Annotated in this window: 21 protein-coding genes and 1 rRNA gene; 11 read left to right on the top strand and 11 right to left on the bottom strand. The window is 61.7% G+C overall.

Annotated elements, in window-relative coordinates; genetic code table 11:
* The 3 genes from rrf to Q0K07_RS09975 form a co-directional block, all read left to right on the top strand.
* Positions 1 to 111, top strand: a 5S ribosomal RNA gene (gene rrf, locus Q0K07_RS09965); the annotation flags it as partial.
* A 50-nt stretch (positions 112 to 161) separates the two neighbouring features.
* Positions 162 to 1,544: an MATE family efflux transporter gene (locus Q0K07_RS09970; protein ID WP_294558870.1), complete on the top strand. Its 1,383-nt coding sequence runs from the start codon at positions 162 to 164 to the stop codon at positions 1,542 to 1,544.
* 13 nt (positions 1,545 to 1,557) lie between these two features.
* Positions 1,558 to 1,959, top strand: coding sequence for a (deoxy)nucleoside triphosphate pyrophosphohydrolase (locus Q0K07_RS09975; RefSeq protein WP_294558872.1), 402 nt, complete (start codon positions 1,558 to 1,560; stop codon positions 1,957 to 1,959).
* Positions 1,960 to 2,145: 186 nt separating this feature from the next.
* On the opposite strand, the gene Q0K07_RS09980 is transcribed toward Q0K07_RS09975, so the two are convergent.
* From Q0K07_RS09980 to Q0K07_RS10020, 9 genes are all read right to left on the bottom strand, one after another.
* Entirely contained in the window at positions 2,146 to 2,760 is a 615-nt protein-coding gene (locus tag Q0K07_RS09980) for an FmdE family protein (RefSeq protein WP_294558873.1), read from the bottom strand.
* 137 nt (positions 2,761 to 2,897) lie between these two features.
* Entirely contained in the window at positions 2,898 to 3,803 is a 906-nt protein-coding gene (locus tag Q0K07_RS09985) for an ABC transporter ATP-binding protein (RefSeq protein ID WP_294558875.1), read from the bottom strand.
* Positions 3,793 to 4,806, bottom strand: a complete 1,014-nt coding sequence (locus Q0K07_RS09990; RefSeq protein WP_294558877.1) for an iron ABC transporter permease — start codon at positions 4,804 to 4,806, stop codon at positions 3,793 to 3,795. The genes Q0K07_RS09985 and Q0K07_RS09990 overlap by 11 nt, the downstream gene beginning before the upstream one ends.
* 75 nt (positions 4,807 to 4,881) lie before the next feature.
* Positions 4,882 to 6,051 (bottom strand): ABC transporter substrate-binding protein, encoded by a 1,170-nt coding sequence (locus tag Q0K07_RS09995; RefSeq protein ID WP_294558878.1) that lies wholly within the window; start codon positions 6,049 to 6,051, stop codon positions 4,882 to 4,884.
* Between the two features lie 213 nt (positions 6,052 to 6,264).
* Entirely contained in the window at positions 6,265 to 6,843 is a 579-nt protein-coding gene (locus Q0K07_RS10000; protein WP_294558879.1) for a nitroreductase family protein, read from the bottom strand.
* A 119-nt stretch (positions 6,844 to 6,962) separates the two neighbouring features.
* Positions 6,963 to 7,436: a periplasmic heavy metal sensor gene (locus Q0K07_RS10005; protein ID WP_294558880.1), complete on the bottom strand. Its 474-nt coding sequence runs from the start codon at positions 7,434 to 7,436 to the stop codon at positions 6,963 to 6,965.
* Between the two features lie 150 nt (positions 7,437 to 7,586).
* Positions 7,587 to 8,288, bottom strand: a complete 702-nt coding sequence (locus Q0K07_RS10010; protein WP_294558881.1) for a GDSL-type esterase/lipase family protein — start codon at positions 8,286 to 8,288, stop codon at positions 7,587 to 7,589.
* A 37-nt stretch (positions 8,289 to 8,325) separates the two neighbouring features.
* Positions 8,326 to 8,652 (bottom strand): branched-chain amino acid transporter permease, encoded by a 327-nt coding sequence (locus tag Q0K07_RS10015; RefSeq protein ID WP_294558882.1) that lies wholly within the window; start codon positions 8,650 to 8,652, stop codon positions 8,326 to 8,328.
* Positions 8,649 to 9,374, bottom strand: coding sequence for an AzlC family ABC transporter permease (locus Q0K07_RS10020; RefSeq protein ID WP_294558883.1), 726 nt, complete (start codon positions 9,372 to 9,374; stop codon positions 8,649 to 8,651). Before Q0K07_RS10020 ends, Q0K07_RS10015 begins: the two co-directional genes overlap by 4 nt.
* 397 nt (positions 9,375 to 9,771) lie before the next feature.
* Between Q0K07_RS10020 and yedE the strand changes: the two genes are divergently transcribed.
* From yedE to selD, 5 genes are all read left to right on the top strand, one after another.
* The gene (gene yedE / locus Q0K07_RS10025; RefSeq protein ID WP_294558884.1) at positions 9,772 to 10,860 is read left to right on the top strand and encodes a YedE family putative selenium transporter; all 1,089 of its coding nucleotides are present in this window, start codon (positions 9,772 to 9,774) and stop codon (positions 10,858 to 10,860) included.
* 18 nt (positions 10,861 to 10,878) lie between these two features.
* A complete protein-coding gene (locus tag Q0K07_RS10030; RefSeq protein ID WP_294558885.1) occupies positions 10,879 to 11,082 on the top strand; it encodes a sulfurtransferase TusA family protein in 204 nt (67 codons plus the stop codon).
* Positions 11,082 to 11,666, top strand: a complete 585-nt coding sequence (locus tag Q0K07_RS10035) for a DUF3343 domain-containing protein (RefSeq protein WP_294558886.1) — start codon at positions 11,082 to 11,084, stop codon at positions 11,664 to 11,666. Before Q0K07_RS10030 ends, Q0K07_RS10035 begins: the two co-directional genes overlap by 1 nt.
* Entirely contained in the window at positions 11,654 to 12,550 is an 897-nt protein-coding gene (locus Q0K07_RS10040; protein WP_294558887.1) for a sugar kinase, read from the top strand. The genes Q0K07_RS10035 and Q0K07_RS10040 overlap by 13 nt, the downstream gene beginning before the upstream one ends.
* 126 nt (positions 12,551 to 12,676) lie before the next feature.
* Complete coding sequence (selD, locus tag Q0K07_RS10045; protein WP_294558889.1) at positions 12,677 to 13,744, top strand: selenide, water dikinase SelD; 1,068 nt, start codon at positions 12,677 to 12,679, stop codon at positions 13,742 to 13,744.
* Positions 13,745 to 13,831: 87 nt separating this feature from the next.
* Here selD and Q0K07_RS10050 read toward each other — a convergent pair whose 3' ends face one another.
* Positions 13,832 to 14,449 carry a molybdenum cofactor guanylyltransferase gene (locus Q0K07_RS10050; protein WP_294558890.1) on the bottom strand — a complete coding sequence of 206 codons (618 nt, stop codon included), beginning with the start codon at positions 14,447 to 14,449 and terminating at the stop codon, positions 13,832 to 13,834.
* Between the two features lie 83 nt (positions 14,450 to 14,532).
* Positions 14,533 to 16,185: an FmdE family protein gene (locus Q0K07_RS10055; protein WP_294558891.1), complete on the bottom strand. Its 1,653-nt coding sequence runs from the start codon at positions 16,183 to 16,185 to the stop codon at positions 14,533 to 14,535.
* Between the two features lie 206 nt (positions 16,186 to 16,391).
* On the opposite strand from Q0K07_RS10055, the gene Q0K07_RS10060 reads away from it, so the two are divergent.
* The 3 genes from Q0K07_RS10060 to Q0K07_RS10070 all read left to right on the top strand — a co-directional run.
* Positions 16,392 to 17,396, top strand: coding sequence for a site-specific integrase (locus Q0K07_RS10060; protein ID WP_294558892.1), 1,005 nt, complete (start codon positions 16,392 to 16,394; stop codon positions 17,394 to 17,396).
* A gap of 199 nt (positions 17,397 to 17,595) precedes the next feature.
* On the top strand, positions 17,596 to 17,889 hold the full coding sequence (locus Q0K07_RS10065; RefSeq protein WP_077072629.1) for a helix-hairpin-helix domain-containing protein: 294 nt from the start codon (positions 17,596 to 17,598) through the stop codon (positions 17,887 to 17,889).
* Between the two features lie 171 nt (positions 17,890 to 18,060).
* On the top strand, positions 18,061 to 18,957 hold an 897-nt coding region (locus tag Q0K07_RS10070), incomplete at its 3' end, for a hypothetical protein (RefSeq protein WP_294558893.1).

Genomic DNA, 18,957 nt, shown 5'->3' on the forward strand with positions numbered 1-18,957 from the left:
GTGTCCATAGAGAAGCGGGTACACCCGATCCCATTCCGAACTCGGAAGTTAAGCGCTTCATCGCCCATGATACTGCGTATTCTTGCGTGGGAAAGTAGGCCGATGCCAGCTTTATTTTCAGCCCCTGCGACAAGCGCGGGGGCTTTTTTTTGACGTTTCCCATGAAGATTGATCTGACCCGGGGCAATCCCCTGAGAGGCATGGTGCTTTTTGCCCTGCCCATTTTTCTCGGCAATGTGTTCCAGCAGGGCTATCAGATGGCCGATCTCGCCGTGGTGAGCCATGTGCTCGGCGACGACGCCCTGGCCGCCCTGGGCTGCACGGTGGCGGTGTACATCGTGGTGGTGGGGCTTTCCTCCGGCCTTTCCAACGGTTTTTCTCTGGTGGTGGCGCGCTGCTACGGCAGCCGGGACAGGGAAACCATGGGTCGGGCCGTGACCGCCGCACTGTGGCTCTGGGCCGGGCTTTCCCTGTTCACTTCCCTTGCGGGCCTTCTTGCGGTGGAGCCGCTGCTTCGCGCCCTGCATACGCCGGATGCGGCTCTGGACATGGCGGTTTCGTACCTGCGCGTCATTTTTCTGGGTATGCCCGTCCTTCTGGCCTACAACATGCTTTCGGGGCTGCTCCGCGGCATAGGCGACAGCCTCATGCCCCTCATGTTTCTTCTTGCGGCGGCGCTGTGCAACATCGGGCTTGATCTTCTGCTGGTGGCCGGCTTCGGCATGGGCGTTTCCGGCGCGGCCGTGGCCACCGTCATTGCCGAAGGCTTTTCCGTGCTGCTGTGCCTCTGGTATATGGCCGTGCGCTGCCCGGAGCTGAGGCCCGGCAGAAGGCAGGGCGGGGAGAAGGCCCTTTCGCGCTGGCTGCCCGACAGGAACGTGTTCTGGCAGATGCTGGGCACGGGGCTTTCCATGGGGCTCATGATGTGCTTTGTGGATATCGGCATCATGATCCTGCAGTCGGCCATCAACAATCTCGGCACCGGCATCGTGGGCGGATATATCACGGCGCGGCGCTTCCACAGCGTATTCATGCTGGCGCTGGGCACGCTGGGCGTGACGGCCTCCACCTTTGCCAGTCAGAACATCGGCGCCGGTCAGTGGAAGAGGGCGCGGCAGGGCGTGCGCCATGCGCTCTTCCTTGCTCTGGTCTGGGTGGGACTCGTCAACGTGGTGGTGTGGCTCTGGGCCGAGGATCTGGTGCGCCTCGTCACGGGTTCCGGGAATGCGGAAGTGCTGTATGCCGGGGCACAGTATCTCAGAGTGGACGCCCCCTTCTATGTGGGCATAGCCGTGCTCATCGTGCTGCGCTGCGCCCTGCAGGGCATGGGCGGAAGGCTGCTCAGCCTCGGCGAGGGCGCGCTGGAGCTTTCGGGCAATGTCGTTTTCGCGCTTTTCGTGGTGCCTTCCATGGGGTATATGGGCGTATGTCTCTGTGAACCGGTGACATGTACGCTGTGCGCGTTGTATATCAGTGTGTGTTACATGGTCGTGGTGCGCCGCCGGGAAAGGCGCATGGCGGAAAAGAGCGGTCGGCCCGCATGAAAGGAGGCTTTGTATGGAAAAGGTGACCAAGGAAGTGATGGGCGCGGTGTTTTTTGAACAGGGCCGCATCCTCATCATGCGGCGCGCGCCCTTCATGAGCTGTGCGGGAAGCTGGGAATTCCCCGGAGGCAAGCTGGAAAAAGGGGAAACGCACGAACAGTGCCTTGCCCGCGAGCTGAGGGAAGAGCTGCACATTGAGGCGAAGATAGGCGGATTCCTTACGGAAAACAGGCATGAGTACGATTTCGGCACCGTGCATCTTTGCGTGTACCGCGTGCTTTCCTGGAGCGGAGAGATGGCGCTTACCGTGCACGACGATCTGCGCTGGGTTCCTTTGCGGGAACTTGCCGGTTTTCCCGGGCTGCTGCCCGCCGACCTGCCCGTGGCAAGAGATCTGGAAAAGATACTGGGCTGAGTCTGGTCTGAGCCCGAAGGCCGCGTTTTTCTGAAAAAGAAAGACGCGGCTTTTTATGCGCTTTTCCGAAGAACGGGCCGCCTGCCCATGCCGGAAAAGAGGGCGGAGCGGCATGAAACGACACGGGGCGGAAGCAAAAGCTCCCGCCCCGCAGAGAATGATGCCCGAAACTGCCCGGAGGCGCGATCAGGCCTGTTTTTCCGCGCAGTCGATGCAGAGCCGGCGGCCGCCGACTTCGCGTATGCGCGAGGCCATGACGCCTTCGCCGCAGCCTTCGCACACAATGGTGGGAAGCCGGCGGGCCATGGGCGGCATGTCGAAGGAAGGTTCGCCCACGACGAAGAGTTCCTCAAAGGGCGCGGAAAGAAGAAAATCCATATCCTTTCTTCTGAGTCTTTCGCGCTCTATTTCCAGTTTGGTGCGTATCCATTCCGAAAGATTCTGCGCCGTGAGTTCCCTGCGGATTTCCTGCATGCGCCGGGAAATATCGTCGTCGCGGACCTTTTCCACGATACGGACTTTTTTCCCGTCGCTGCGGCGGAAGAAGGAAAAGGCCACCTTGCCGCGGTCGCGGAAGATGAGATTCCCCTTGCCGAAGGTGCAGCCCACAAGGGCCTGTATGGCGTCCACCGCGCACATGTCGGTTTCGGTAACGGCCACGATTTCCTCATCCGCAGCGGTGCCCATGTTTTCCATGACCCATGCGGCCACGCGGATGCCGCGGCTGATGCCGGGGCACCAGTGGCCGTGGAAGGCCACGGCCTTGTCGATGAGTTCCTGTGTTATGCCAGAGGCGTACATGCGTTCTCCTTCATGGTGTTGTTGGTAGCTTTGCATTAAAGCCTTTTCGCGGCGCATCGTCAATCATTCCGCCGGGGGAGCCGTGCCTGGCCTTTGTGCCGGACAAGGCCGGAGGGGCGTTTCCCCGCCGCGTTTTGTCAGGGCCTCTGCGGGCATACCATGTCCATGGAGGCGGTGGAAAGGCGCACGCATTCTCCGCCGTAGACCTTGCTGAGCGTGTCCTGCGCAAGAGCTTCCCGGGCCGGGCCTTCCACAAGAAGGGAGCCCTGATGCAGAACCGCCGCTCTGTCGCAGAACCAGAGAATGTGATTCGGATCGTGGCAGCAGACGAGTACGGCCACGCCCTGTTCCGCCACTTCCCGGAGCACCTTCCATACGGCGAGCTGATTGCGGAAGTCCAGGGCGCTTGTGGGTTCGTCGAGCAGGATGAGCGGCGTCTGCTGCGCCATGGCCCTTGCGATGAGCACAAGCTGACGCTGTCCGCCGGAGAGCTGATTGCAGGCCGTGTCGGCCAGATGGCTGATGCCGATGCGCTCCATGGCGCCTGTTGCAATGTCGAGATCGTTTTTCTTCACCGGAAAGCAGCCCGTCATGTGCGGGGAACGGCCCATGAGCACCATATCCCGCACGAGAAAGGGGAAGGGCTGGCGGTGTTCCTGCGGCACATAGGCCACATGACGGGCCAGTTCCGAAGGGGGCATGTGGGCGATGTTCACCCCCCGGACGTGAATATGGCCTTCCTGCGGATGCAGAAAGCCCATGCAGCAGCGGAACAGTGTGGATTTTCCGCTGCCGTTGGGGCCGAGAAGACCGCAGATTTCTCCCGGGCGCACCGTGAGGCTCACCTTGCGGAGTATGCTTTTTCTGCCGTAGGAAAAGGACAGACTGCGGATGTCCAGCGCCGCATCGTCGGAAAAGAGGCAGTCCTCACGCTGTGCGGTTCTGCCGTGGAAAAGACGGGAGAACAGGCCCCGGCCTGCGTCGCCGTGAAAGAGAAGTCCGGGAAAGAGGCCGGTGAGGGAAGCGGCAGGCTCATGCACCATAAAGTTCCCTTCCTTTTGCGCGGAGCAGCCAGAGCAGATAGGGTGCTCCCACGATGGAGGTGATGATGGCGATGGGGATTTCCGCCCCGGTCAGCGTGCGCGCCAGGGTATCGCAGCAGAGCAGGTACAGCGCGCCGAGTATGGCGGAAGCGGGGATGACCCACCGGTTGTCGGGGCCGAAGAGCATGCGGGCGGCATGGGGCATCATGAGTCCCACCCAGGCGATGATGCCCACGGCGGACACGCACACCGAGGCGGCGAGGGTGGCCAGAATGATGAAGAGCGCCCTCAGCCTGTCGGGGTGCACACCCAGACTGCGGGCCTCCTCGTCGCCCAGGGAAAGGATGTTGAGCTTCCAGGCCAGGGCAAAGAGGAGAGCAATGCAGGGCAGTACCGCACAGGCGCAGATGAACACGTCCTCCCATGTGGCATAATAGAAGCCGCCCATCATCCAGAAGGTGATTTCCCTCAGCTCCACGTCGGAAGCGAGGTATTTCATGATGCCGATGCAGGCGGAGAAGAGCGAACCCACGATGATGCCGGAAAGAACCAGCGTGACGGGAGGCGTTTCTCCCCTGTTCCGGGCAAGGAAGAAGGAAAGAAGCACGGCCGCCGTGCCCATGAGAAAGGCGGAAAGCTGGCCGCCGGGAAAAATGGCCGGAAACACGATGGCAAGAGCCGCGCCGCAGGAAGCGCCAGCCGAAACGCCCAGAATGTACGGTTCCACCAGCGGGTTGCGGAAGCACCCCTGATACACCGCGCCGGAAACGGCCATGGCCATGCCCGTAAGCACGGCAAGCAGCAGCCGGGGGAGGCGTATGCGCCAGAGGATGATGTCGTGCGTTTTCTGCACCGTGCCGTCGCCAAGGCCCAGATGCGCGGCAAGGGTATGCAGCGCGTCGCTGATGTCGAGGGCGTATTCCCCCGCGAGCAGGGCGTGGAAAAAGGCCGCCGCAAGCGCGCAGCAGAGAAGAACGGCAAGGGGAATACGGAATGTTTTCATCGTGTTCCTTCTACGGGAAAAAGTACGGACTTTTTGCCGGGGCCCCGTGCTTTCCCGGGGCGCGGCAGAGGCGGCCTAGAAGCCGCTTTCGGCCATCCAGTCGAGAAGCTGCGTGCTGCGCAGCCCCCGGGCCGTTTCCTCGCTCACGCCGTAGATGTCCTGATAAAAGCGCAGGGCGAAGTCGTACACGCTGATGTCGGCAAAGCGTTCCGGGTAGGCGGCCTTGGCAATGATGAGCATGTCCAGCGGATATTCCACACGCCTTGAGGCGTTCATGGGCGACCAGGGCAGGGCGTAGACACGGCCGTTTTTTACGGCGCGAAGTTCCTGAAGGTTTTCATAATAGGGCGCTTCGCACAGTTCCTGCGGGGGGTGGTAGCCGTTGGCCGTGGGCAGGATGATGACGTCCGGGTCGCAGGCATAGACCTGTTCCGCGCTCATGGGCACGCCCGTGCCGTTGCCCTGAAAGGCGTTCCGGGCATGGACGATCTGTTCCACAATATAGGATTCCGGTGTGTCTCTGCCGTGCACGGAACCGGCTCCGCCCTTTTTCCGCACGTCGGGGCGAAGCCCGAGAAGCAGCACGGAAACTTTTTCCTCCTCGGAAACGGAGGACGTGCGCCGGCGGATCAGATCTTCCGTTTCCGCCAGCCTGTCGATCAGGGCCTCGGCCTTTTCCTTCTGCCCGAAGAGTTCCCCGATGATGCCGGCTTCCGTCTTCATGCCGGACAGATCCGAGGATCGGAACCATGTGGGGGAATAGAGCACCAGGAGCGGAAGGCCCAGAGCCTCTATGGTGTCCGCCGTTTTCTGTACTTTTTCCTTGTCCGTGCCCACGGTGGTGTCGCCTGCGCGCAGAAGCACCACGTCGGGCGCGGCAAGGGCCAGCGTTTCATAGCTTATGATGTTTCCCTGCGGGGAATTGACGCAGGGAAGGTCATCCAGCCAGGGATGCAGATATTTCATGGTGTTCCATCCCCGGTATTCACGGCTTTCGCCTGAACGGGAGGGAATGGTATAGCGGTAATCCCTTTTCATGGACCAGGAGCCTATGACCTTGACGCGGTTGATGACCCCGAGATGCGTCATGACGCCCTCGATGAATCCGTCGTCGATGGTGGCTACGGAGGCGGGATTGTCGGGAACGGTCACGGCCTTGCCGCGCATGTCGACAATGACTCTGGCCTGTGCTGTGGAAACAAGCAGGGTCAGTGCCGCTGCCGCAAGGGAAAGGGGTGCTTTCATGCAGTCTCCTGGAACAGAAATCGTAACACGAAAAAATAAAGCGTGTTACGAAGAGGGAGTAACACGTTTTTTAAAAAAATGCCATGAGAACTTCGGGCACCAGAAAGCCCGCGGAAGGCGCGGGCTTTCCGCCCCGGGCGCCGTTCGCGGGCTGTCGGAATGTGAGGGCGCAGAAAAGCGCAGGCTTTCGCCTGCGCCTCATGCTGCACGGGATTATTTCTTCAGGAGTATGGCCTCGTCAAGGGTGATCTTGGGCACGCAGTGTTCGTCGTTCTCGTCGCGGTAATAGGTGAGTTTGCCGTCGCTTCTGCGTTCCACGATGCGGCGTTTTTCATCCGCCTCGCCCAGGGCCAGCACCAGTCTGACCTGCATGCCTTCGGGCAGGCCGAGCAGGGCGGCGGCCTCTTCCTTCTTCACCGCGCCGATCATGCAGCAGGCAAGACCCGCCTCGCAGGCGGCAAGGTTGATGCTCTGTGCGGCGATGCCCACATCCATCATGGCGAAATCATCCATCTTGTCCGGCCCCGCGATGACGATGAAGCCCCCGGGGTGCTGCCTGTCGGTGGCGCGCTGTTCGGGCGTAAGCGCTCCGCCCATGACCACAAGGCTGTTCAGGCGCTCGCAGTTTTCCCTGTCGGCAACGGTGATGAAGCGGATGACCTGCATGTTGCGGGCCGAGGCGGAAAGACGGGCATGATCCACAAGTTCCGCCAGTGTTTCGGAGGAAAGGTGTTTTTCCCCCTTGAAGCGGCGGCAGGTGCGTGCGCTGGTGATGAGTTCCTTCAGTTTCATACAAGACTCCCTGGAAAAAAGGCACGGGCACGGGCCCGGAAACAAAGACACCCCTCCATCATACGATGAAGGGGTGTGAACGGCAAGGGAGGCGGAAAACGGGCGTTTTCCTGTCCGGCTCAGCGCCAGCAGCCGTGGCGGCCGTGGCCGTGACCGTAACCATAGCCGTATCCGTCGCGGGAACCGTGCCAGGCGCAGCCGTAGTCGCCGCAGGGCAGGCCGGCCTTGGACATGTTCGCGTAAAATTCATCGTTGATGGTGCGGATCTTTGCATGCAGCGAGGCGATTTCGGCGCTGAGGGCCTTCAGTTCCTCGGGCTTGACGTTGGGATTGGGGGAAAGGGCCCGCAGTTCCAGTCTCTTTTCCATGAGCTGATCGTACAGGGGCGCGACGGCGGCGCGGTGTTCTTCATGGAACTTGTCCATCTGGGCGATCTGTTCCTGGCTCAGGTCGGCCGCCGGGCAGGAGGCCATGCGGTGATAGCCGTAATGTCTGCCGCCGTCGTCATAATGGGGACGGGCCGAGGCAACGGCAGGGACGGAGGCGAGGAGGGCCAGGGAGAGCAGGGAAAGGGAGAGGGTTTTCTTGTTCATGGTATATTCCTTTGTGCAGGGGTGAGAGGTGCGGTATGGATTCATCTATAGGCGGCAGGGGAATGTTTGTCACGTTTCAAACTGTTGCAGCAGAGGGATATTTTGCAATATGGGGGTGAGAATCCGAAACCGCGTTCCCGGAAGACGCGCTCATGCACTGTGGGGAAAAAGTTCGAGCAGCGTTTCCCGGAAGGCCAGGGCAAGGGCGGCGTGATCGTCTTCATTGAGATGCATGCCGTCCTCTCCATGGGCTTCACCGAAGGGCTCGCCCCCCAGCACATGGGCCGCGTCCACAAAGGTTGCGCCTTTTTCTTCGGCTATCTTCCGGTACAGGGCCGCAAGGGCGCGGGATTTTTCCGGCGCGCCCCGGTAGCGCTCTCCGGCAAGGCTCATCTTGCGCTCGCCGATATAGGGGGGAGAAACGATGATGAGGGCGGGGTGAGGGTAGCTGAGCACCTCCTCCCAGGGGAAGGAAAGCACCAGGTCCACAAGCTTTCCCATGCCCTCGGCAATGCTTTCCGCCGTGCGGTTCAGGGCGCATTTCATGTCGTTGCTGCCCAGCATGATGATGACGGCGTCGAGAGGCAGGTGCGAGAGCAGGCATGCGGGCAGATAGTCTTCCGCGCAGAGTCCCGCGCCGGGTACGGCGAGGCCGCTGCCCACAATGAAATGATCGCGCAGGGTGCGCCCCCCGAGTCCTTCTTCCACCACTTCCCAGCCGGGGCCGAGAAGGTGGGCAAGCCTCCCCGTCCAGCGCAGGGAGGGAGGATAGCGGCGCGCGGGTCCCTGAAGTGAGGCCTTCCAGCCGTAGGTGTTGGAATCGCCGAAGCAGAGCAGACGTTTTGTGGTCATGAAAAAGTTCCCCGGGCGGCGCAGGCCGCTTTCGTTATCAGTGCGGAAAGACGAGCTGCACCAGAAGCATGTAGCAGAGGGTACCGCCCGCAATGGTGAGGGCCATGTTGCGTTTCCATAACTGAAGCAGCACGGTTGCGGCGGCCGCAAGCACTTCGGGCACGCCGCTGCCTGCCCCGGTCAGTGTTCCGTTGCGGAAACAGTACACCACAAGCATGCCCCAGATGGCCGGGGGCAGTACCGTGCCGAGATAGAGAATGAACTTCGGCGTTTTCCGGCGGAAAAGCAGAAAGGGCGTCCAGCGGGTGATCTGTGTGGCAAGGGCGGCGAGGGCCACCATGACGGCTGCCTGAAGAGTGGTCATGCCTGTTCTCCGGCGGAGGAAGAGAGTTTTCTGCGGAAGAGAAGGAGGAAAAGAACGATGCACGCCATGGACGGCAGGAGAAAATATTCCGGCCCGAAGGCCAGCAGGCAGACAAAGGTGATGGCAAGCCCCGCCAGAGTGGGGGCATGATGCGTTTCCTTCTGCCAGCTTCCCGTGAAGATGGCGAGGAACAGGGCGGGAAGCACGAATTCCATGCCTTCGGTGCTGAAGGGCAGGGAGCTTCCGAAAAAGGCGCCGACGGCGGTGGAGCATACCCAGTAGGCATGGTTGAAAAGCGTGACGAAGAAGTAATACCAGCGCCTGTCTATGCCTTCCGGCACGGGTTCGGAACCGAGGATGGAAAAGGTTTCGTCGATGAGCCCGCAGATGAGGTAGGGCTTTCTCCAGTCCTTCGTCTCACGATACGGTTCCAGCATGGCGATGCCGTAAAAAAGGTGCCTTGCATTGACCACAAGGCCCACGGCAAAGGCGGTGAACGGGGCGAAGGGGCCGGTGAGCATGCCGGCCATGATGAATTCCAGAGAGCCCGCGAGAATCACCGTGGCCATGATGACGGGCACGATGGGAGCAAAGCCCAGAGAGTGCATGTAAAGCCCGTAGGAAAAACCGCAAAAACCGAAGCCCACCAGTATGGGCAGGGTGACGCGGAAGGCGGCCCATGCCGCGGCCCCCTTTCCGGAGCGGGTGAGTAAAGACGCCATAGTACCTCCTGCACAGGTCTTCTGCTGTATCACCCCGGAAGCGGCCCCGCAAGAGGGGCGCAGAAATGCCTTCAGGCATGCGTGCCGGGCATATTTTTCTTGCAAGGGGGTATGCCTCGGGGTATAGATGAGGAAAATCATGTCAGGGGAAACCATGTTCGCAATCGGGTATACAGAGCGGATATTGTCCGCGTCTTCCGCAGAAGTTTTCTTCTGCGGCGGTACCTGACGCCCGGGTTCGGCGGAACTGGAAGTTCCCTGGACTCTCTTCGGGCGCGCATGACGTTTTCCGCCTGAATCAAGGCTCTTCCTTCCGCCGCCGTGCAGGGTACACGGATGACGCCGCACGGGATTGCGGCATGGCAGTTGTGACACATTCTTATGGAGGAGCCTTTCCATGAACGGCAAGAACCCCTTTGCCAGTACGGCCGGCATCATTGTTGTCGGCGCGATCATCGGCGTTGCAGCCATTCTGCTGCAGAAATTCGGCAATCCCGCCAACATGGGCATCTGCGTGGCCTGCTTTGAACGCGACATCGCGGGCGGTCTCGGCCTGCACCGCGCGGCCATCGTGCAGTATATCCGCCCTGAAATCATCGGCTTCGTGCTCGGTTCCCTGGGCATGTCCCTGGCCGTGGGTGAATTCCGTCCCCGCGGCGGTTCCTCGCCCCTGGTGCGCTTCGTGCTCGGCATGATCGCGGCCGTGGGCGCGCTGGTCTTCCTCGGCTGCCCGTGGCGCACCATTCTCCGCCTCGCAGGCGGCGACGGCAACGCGCTGTTCGGTCTTGCCGGTCTTGTCTGCGGCATCGCCGGGGGTACCTTCTTCTTCAAGCGCGGTTATTCCCTGGGGAGCAGCGTGAAGCAGAATCCGGCCGCAGGCTGGCTCTTCCCCCTGATCATGGCGGGCATGCTGGGCCTTTACCTTGCCTTCCCGCAGGTGCCCGGACAGGCGCAGAGCGGCCCGCTCTTCTATTCCCAGAGCGGCCCGGGCGCCGCACACGCGCCCTTCCTGCTTTCCTTCGGCGTGGCCCTCGTCATCGGTGCGCTGGCGCAGCGCAGCCGCTTCTGCACCATGGGCGCCTTCCGTGACCTCATCCTCTTCCGTTACGCGCACCTCTTTTTCGGTGTGGCGGCCATGTTCGTGGCGGCCATCGTGGCCAACATGCTCACCGGCGGCTTCCATGCCGGGTTCGAGAATCAGCCTGTGGCCCATACCGACGGGCTCTGGAACTTCCTCGGCATGGTGACCGCGGGCCTGGCCTTCGCCCTTGCCGGCGGCTGCCCCGGCAGACAGCTCTTCATGGCCGGTGAAGGCGACAGCGACGCCGCCGTGTTCGCCCTCGGCATGCTGGTGGGCGCGGCCATGGCGCACAACCTCGGTACGGCCAGCTCCGCCGCGGGCATAGGCGCGTACGGCGCGCAGGCCACCATCATCGGACTTGTTCTGTGCCTGTTCATCGGTTTTGCCTTTTCCAGAAAGGCCTGACAACAAAAGGAGACAGCTATGCTCATTGATACGCGCGGGCTTTCCTGCCCCCAGCCCGTTCTTATGGTCTATCCTCATCTTTCCGGCTCGGAACCTGTGGACGTGCTTGTGGACAACACCACAAGTCAGGAAAATGTGAGCCGTGCCGCAGCCAAGAACGGCTGGAAGGTGGAGGCCCGGGAAGAAGGCGACGGCATCGTCCGTCTGGAGCTTCGCAAGTAATGCTTGAACGTATCACCGGCTGGTGGAAACGGCGTGGCGGCAAGGCCCCGGAAGCTCACGGTGTGGAAAAGGGCTTTCTGGTCTTCCAGCATACCGGAGAGGTCATACAGGCGGAACGCCGTCTCCAGGCGGCCGGTTTTCCGGTGGAGGTCAAGGGGCCTCCGCCGGAACTCCGCACCGGGTGCGACATGGTGGTGACCTTTCCTCTGCTCATGGAATCGGCCGTAAGGCGTGTTCTTGAGGGGGAAAGGCTCAGCCCCATGGCCGTGGTGCCTGTAAGCGGCCCCATGCTGGAGCCGGTTTCCCTTTTTCGTGTGAAGGATTACGGCGACTGGTTCATGGTGCAGGCCGCCAATGTGAAGATCACCGTGGAGCGCTCTTCCGGGCGCATCGTCAACGTTTCCGGCGGCGGCTGTCCCGACGTGCCCTATCTGGCCTCCCTGCTGGTGGGGCAGGACATACGCGGGGCGGAGGAGCCGCGCGTTCAGGGGCACACGCTCTGCGCCTATGCGCTGCAGAAGGCCTTTCTGGAAGCGCGCCGCCTGTGGAATAATGCCGGGGGAGGTTCGTCATGCGCTGGCTGATATGCGGTACCGTGCCGGATGACGCCTTTCCTCTGTGCATGGGCACATGGAAGGTGGAAGGGAACATGCTTGTTCCTGAAAACGTGACGGTGTGCGGGGAGGAAGCGTTTGTGCCTTCCGTGCCCGTGGAGCGGGGAACGCCCGCCCTTGCGGCGGCGGCCGTTCTGGCCCTTGAGGCCATGGGAGGGGAGCCTCCTTCCGTGCTGCTTGCCGGAGACTGCGGTTCCTCCACGGGAAGCGGAAGGCTCTATGCCTTTCTTTCCTCGTGGCTGCAGAGCCCGGACTCCGCGGATCTGGCCGGGCTTACCTTCCACTATCTTTTCCCCAGCGTGGACGGGCACAACCGCATACTCATGGCGCTGGAGGAACGCGGAAGGCCCGTTCCCGCCCTCATTGCGGATGCGGGCTTCATGTACGCCGCGAAAATGAGCGGCTATGCCTCGCGCTACGACGTGTTCACGCCCGATGCCGGGGAACTGGCCTTTCTGGCGGACGAAAAGGCCCCGCACCCGTTCTATACCCGGGGTTTTCTTCTTGCCGGGGACAGGGATGTGCCGGAACTGGCACGCCTTGCCTGGGATCACGGCGACAGCGCGCGTTTTCTGCTGGTCAAGGGGGCCGTGGACATGGTGGTGGAGGAAGGCCGGGTATGCGGCCGTGTGGAAGATCCCTGCCTGCCCTTCATGGAGCCGGTGGGAGGCACGGGCGATCTGGTCACGGGGCTGCTCACCGCCTTTGCCTCGGCCGGGGTTCCCCTGAAGGAAGCCTGCCTTCTGGCCGCGCAGAGCGCAAGGCGCACGGGAGAACTCACGAATCCCACGCCTGCGACGGGCATTGCCGCCTTCATGCCCTTCATAGGCGGGGGACTGGCAAAGCCCTGCTGAAACATCATGGACGTTGCGCGCCTTTCCCTTCATGAAGGCGCGCAGAGAGCGCTTCAGGAACATTACGGGCCACGCCGGCCGGAGCACGGGACTCCGCGCCGGAAAACGGCCTGCAAAGGAGATCCCATGGCGACATACTGCCTTATGGACAAGACGAAGGGCGCCGGCTGAGCGGCGAAGGCTTCTCCGGCGTTGCTGGAGCAGATACTTGCCGACATGACGCCGCCGCCCGACAGGGAAGGCCGCATTCTGCACGGTTTTTCCAACAATGAGGATGCCGTGCTCATCAAGGCACCGCCTGCAGGGCTTGCGCTGGTGCAGACCGTGGATATTCTCGGCCCCATCGGCAACGATGCGCGCCTGTTCGGGCAGACGGCCGCGGCCAACGCCCTTTCCGACGTGTACGCCATGGGCGGTCAGCCCTGGTCGGTCATGAACATCGCGGCCTTTCCTTCGCCTTCGGCGGAGTCGGATACGCCCATGTCCGTGCTGGCGGACATTCTTTCCGGTGCCATGGAAAAGGTGGCCGAATCCGGAGCCGTGCTTGCGGGCGGGCATACGCTGGATGATGAATGGATCAAGTTCGGCCTTTCCGTCACAGGTGTGGTGGACCCCGGGCGCGCCACGAAGAACGACGCGCTGCAGGTGGGGGATGCGCTCATTCTTACCAAGCCCCTGGGCACGGGAGTGCTGGCCACGGCCATCAAGGCCCGCTGGCCCGGCGGCGATGAGGCGGAACGGGAAATGTACCGCTGGACCACGAGACTGAACGCCCACGGTGCGGAAGTGATACGCGCCATGGGACTGAAGGCCGCCACGGACATCACCGGTTTCGGCCTCGGGGGGCATGTGCTGGAAATGGCCCGGGGTTCCCGCGTATGCGTGGAGCTGGAAACCAGTCTTCTGCCGTTCATGCCGCAGGTGGAGGATTTCGCCTCCTGCGGACTTATTCCCGCAGGCACCTACCGCAACCGCGATTACTGCGCCTGCCGCACCATCGTTTCGGAAAATGCCGACGAACTGCGCGCCACCCTGGCCTTTGACGCCCAGACTTCCGGCGGGCTTCTCCTGGCCGTGCCCGAAGCGCGGCGCGAGGAAGCCTGTGAACGCCTTGCCGCTCTGGGGGAACCGGCCTTTTTCGTGGGCCGGGTGCTGCCCCTGCGGGAGGGAAAATCAAGGCTCATTCTGGCGTAGGAGAAAAAGAAGCGTAAAAAAAAAGCCCTCTGCCGCAGACAGGGGGCCTTTTTTCGTGCCGGAAGAAGGAAAAACATGCGGGCCGTTTCACGACGCGCGTGTTTTCAGAAGGGAGAGGGCGCGTTCCCGCTCCTCAGGGGTATTCATGTTCAGAAAGGCCGTTTCGTCGGGGCAGGGCACAAGCAGACTGCTCCCGGCAGGCAGGGCGCCGTATACGCCGAAGCGCCCCCGGCACAGCGCTTCTTCCAGATACGGAAGCGCCGGGGCCTCATAGATGGCCGCCAGAGGTTCCGCGTGCCCGTCGGCATGAACAAAGGTGGTACGCAGAAGGCCGGGCATGCTGTTCCGGTTCAGGCACTGTTCCCTTGCCCGGAGCAGTACGGAAAGAATGTCCGCCCGCATGAGGGGCAGGTCGCAGGGCAGGACAAGCAGGGCGTCCTTTGTGGTTCTGAGTGCCGCCACAAGTCCGCGCAGGGGGGTGGGATCGCCGGAAGCTTCATCGGGAATGAGCGGAATGCCCGTGCTCTGCAGCTTCTGCACCTGATCGGGGCGGCAGGAGATGGCAACGCGCTCCGTGTCCGGCAGAGAATCCAGCAGCGAAACGGTCCACAGCAGCATGTCTTCCGTTCCGCCGTGGAGCACGGCGCGGGATTTGTCGCTTCCGAAGCGGGAGGAACGCCCCCCTGCCAGAACAAGACCGGTCATCGCATACCTCTTTCTCCGCCGGAAAGGCGGAGGCGTTCATATCGTTCCGGGCGGCCGCCTGAGGCAGCCGCCGGAGAGGCCTGTTATTTACCGAAGCCGCATTTGGGGAAGGTGCACACCGGGCAGGTCAGGCAGTAGCCGCCTTCTCCCATGCGCGCAAGTTCCCCGCGGGTGATGCGCCGGCCCGCCAGAAGGCGGGGCAGGAGCAGGTCGAACACCGTGTTCTTGAAGAACAGGGCGCAGGCGGGAACCCCCATGACCTGCACGTCGCCCGCCGGAGTGACGATGCGGCCCACCATGGCCATGGCTCCGGGCAGAACCGGCATGCCGTACAGCATATCCGTAAGCCCCGCATCCAGCAGGGCGGGCCGGGTCACGTCGCCGGGGTCCACCGACATGCCGCCCGTGGTCACAAGAAGATCCACTCCGGCATCCAGCATGTTCTTCACTTCGGCGGCAATCTTTGATCTGTTGTCGGGAACAATGGCGGTACGCAGCACGTCGCAGCCGTACTGCCTGGCCTTTTCGCTCATGACGGGGATGAATTTGTCTTCAATGAGGCCGTTGAACACTTCCGTGCCCGTGACCAGTATGCCCATGCGGGCGCGGCGCAGCGGCGTGACCGTGAACAGAGGCTCTTCGCCGAGCACGGAAAGGGCCTGCCCCATGTGTTCCCGGCTGAGGAACAGGGGAATGGCCCGGGTTCCGGCAATTTTCTTGCCTTCCTGTACCAGCGTGGCGTCCTGCCGGGAGGCGCACATCACCTCGGGCACGAGGTTGAAGCGCTCCAGCTTCTTCACATCCACGGAAAGCAGACCGGAACAGTCGGCCACAAAGTCGATTTTCCCTTCGCGGGGGGGCAGGGCATAGCGTACGCCGGGCCCGGCCATGCGGCGGGCAAAGGCTTCGGCGGCCTCGTTTTCATGGGCGGGCGCGCCCTTCGGCGAGGGGGCGGCTTCCTCATCCACCACGGCCACGTCGAAGCGGCCTATCTGCTGAAGCCGGCACAGGTCGCCGGGGCTCACCGTCTGTCCGGCGGTGAAGGCGCTGCCCTTGAATTCGCCGGGCACGATGCGCGTCATGTCATGGGCAAGCACCTTGCCCACGGCCTCTTCCGCGGAAACCACGCGCACCCTTGTGGAAGCGGCGCCTTCCGCTTCGGGCCTGCGTCCGGCATCATAATAGTTTTCTCCCTGACAGGCGCGGCAGATGGGACCGTCGGCAGAGGGGTAGCCTTCCCCGCATACGGGGCATACGGATACGGCGCCGGTAGGCGCGTGACCCAGAAGCCCGGAATGCACGGTCACTTCTTCCACGCGGCAGATGCTGTCGCCCGCATCTTCTATTTCCAGAAGAAGCTGTTTTTCATCCTGCTCCTTCTTGGGCTTTTTCTTCATGAGCCAGCTGTAATATTCCGGCCAGGCTTCCAGTTTTTTGAGATCCACGCTCACGCGCACGCCCTTGCCGGTGTACTTGTCGTACAAGGTGACGGCATAACGCCCCAGATTGCGCACCTTGACCCAGTTGTTGCCCATGCTGCACAGGGAAAGCAGCTGTACCGCATCGGGCAGACATTTGCGCGTTTCGGAAATGGCCTCGAAGAGCGTGCCTTCCGGCAGATGCTTTTTCGCAAGCGCCACCATGTAGCCGCCCAGAAGCAGGCCGGGGGCGGCGTATCCGTGGAAGCGTTCCGCCAGAGACTTGAACTCGTTGAACGTATGATTGCCTATGTTCATGATGCATCCGTTTCGCATGGCCGCTTCTTTTCGCAGGCGGCCCGGTTGATGATATTCCTATATTAAGGATAGGAAAGGCGCCGCCCGGCTTGTGGGCGGCAGAGGGCAATGGTGCAAGATAGCATGTTCCGGGGAGTCCCCCAACAGAGTCCTTTTTTCTGGAAAATCGTGATTGCTTCTGATAGCCTCGCGGGCGGAGAAAAACGATGCCGGAAAGACAGGAAGTGTTTTCCGGGGGAAGCGTTCCTGAAGAGGGGCAGGTAAGAGCCTTTCTTCAGGCCTTCTACCGGTGGTATGAGGGGGCCGGAAGGCCCGTGCAGCAGTGCTCGCGTTCAAGAGTGCTGCTGGTGTGTCTGCTTGTCCGCGTTGCGGGGCTGCGCCTCGGGGAAGCCCTGGCCGTGGACGATACGGCCGATATCGACGGATCAGGCGGCCTGCTTCATGTGCGGGGCAAATGGGAAAGAGTGGTGCCCCTGCCGCGTACCGGGCTGAAGAAAATTCTGGAGCTCTGCGAAGCGCCCTGCAACGTGCGGGAGCGGGGCAGGCTCTGCCGGCTCGATCAGGGCTATGTGCGGCGTATTTTCACGCTGCGGGCGAAAGAGGCCGGACTCTGCGGCATGAACCCCACGGACATACGCAATTTCCGGGAACAGGAACTGCTGCGTCAGGGCGTGCCCCTTCCCACGGTGGAGCTTTTTCTCGGCCGGGGAGGCGGGTGGAAACTCGGCGGAAGGGAGACGGAACAGCTTTGCGATGCGTTCCGCCTGTGGGAGGATTCGCGCCAGACGGGGCGGCACAACATCGTGAGCGGAAGACCGGTTCTTGTCCGCAAGGGGGAGTTTTCCAGCCTTGTGGACATCGTCGCTTCGTCGGGCATCGCCTTTGCGGTACGCTGTTCCACCCGCACGCTTGCCCGCATGAAGATACCGGAACTCAGGGAAGTCTGCGTGTCCGTGCGTTCGCTGCAGGTACAGCTGCTGCCGGAACGGGCGGAGGAGGAAAACTGTTTCTGCGCCCGTATCGTCGATATTCTCAGAAGCGGCGACGAGGCCCGCGTCATGGTCAGGCTGGAGAAGGGCGGACATGAATTCTGCGCCGTTCTTTCCGGAGAACGTGCTGCGGCACTCGGCGCGGAAGGGAAAAAGGCGGTATGGGTGTTCATCCGCCCGGAAGATTTCACCTTCTGTCCTCCGCCGGTTCTCCCGGCCTGAAACGATGCGGGGGCTTCACAAACGGTGCGAAAAATGATAGGGTACAGCCAAGCGGCTCCCTTTGTCGGGTTCAAGGGGGAACGGCGTTGAAAAATAAGGCCCCTGCGTGAAGCGTTGTTACGCGAACTTGACAATTCGGGAACAAGTGGATAAACGACGTCTAACAATTTTCCACCTTTATTTTTCAGGAGAATGTGTCATGGATATCAAGCGTATTCTTGCCTGCTTTGCCGTTGCTGCCCTCTGCCTTACCGGCACCGCCTTCGCCGCTGAAAAAGCCAATCTGAACAGCGCCACCGAAGAAGAACTCGCTGCTGATCCCAACATCGGCGCCGATCTTGCCAGAAAGATCGTGGAATACCGCGAGAACGTCGGCGACTTCGCGAGCTACGAAGAGCTGAAGGAAGTGGAAGGCATCACCGACACCAAGATCAAGCAGATCAACGAACACTTTGAAATCGAAGGCGTTGCCAGCTTCGACTGCAACTGCTGATCGCATCCTCATCTTCCCCTCCGCAAAGGCGCGGAGGGCTGAATTTACTGTCAACATTCCGGGATTTCATGGGAAATCGTTGTTTCCCGAACGGCGTGTCTGCGAGATGGCGCAGAACGTCTCTGTAAATGTCGCCTTCGGGCCGGAATGTATCATTCCAAGGAGTTCTATATGAACATGAGTGCTCTCAAGGGCCTCGGCAAGCTGTCTCTTGCTCTGCTGCTTGCCGCAAGCCTGAACGGAGTAGCTCTGGCTGGAGTGGCCCCTGCCGACGGCAGCGCGGCCATGAAGTCTCCTGCGAGCAACGCCGCCGTGGTGGCCAAACTCATCGGTCTTGTGAACAACCGTCACGAAAAGACCATGCTTGGCCTCGAACGCACCATCAACGACGGCATTGTCATTCGTCAGAGCTACATCAAAGACGGAAAGATCATCATTCCTTCCGAAGGCCTGTACACCACTGCCCGTTCCAGCAACTGGTATCCCTTCGACAATGAACCCATCACCATGGCCGGCGACACCTACCGCGTCATCGTGGACCGCTATGTCCGCGACATCGTGCGTGATGTGGTCATGAAGAAGGGCGACATCATCACCAGCAACGCGGACAAGTCCCGCGGCTGGGAACTTTCCTCTGTGGAAGGGTGGACGACCTATGGTCTGGCCGACGGCAAGGAAGCCGTGTTCAAGGTCGTGAAGACCACCGGCAACTACTACGGTTCTTCTTTCCCCGTGAAGGTAGGCACCAGCATCACCAATGATGCCGCCGACGGCGGCCTGGTGAAGGGCTCCAACCAGCCCGTGGGCCATACCGTGCCTGACGAAAAGAACAACCTCTCCCGCTTCGACTACGGGCACAACGTGTCCAGCGTGGGCCGCACCTGGGTGGTCGTGGACAAGATCGACGCCGACAACAATGTGCATGTGCGCGAACTTGCCACCGACAGCTGCACCGACATCTATATGTCGCCTGCCAAGCCCGTGGTGGGAACCTACGGCAACAACGCCACCTTCAAGGTCGGCGACGCCAGCGTGGCGGTGAAGAACATCGGCAAGGACAGTGTGGAA

Source organism: uncultured Mailhella sp., from assembly GCF_944324615.1.
GTDB lineage: Bacteria > Desulfobacterota > Desulfovibrionia > Desulfovibrionales > Desulfovibrionaceae > Mailhella.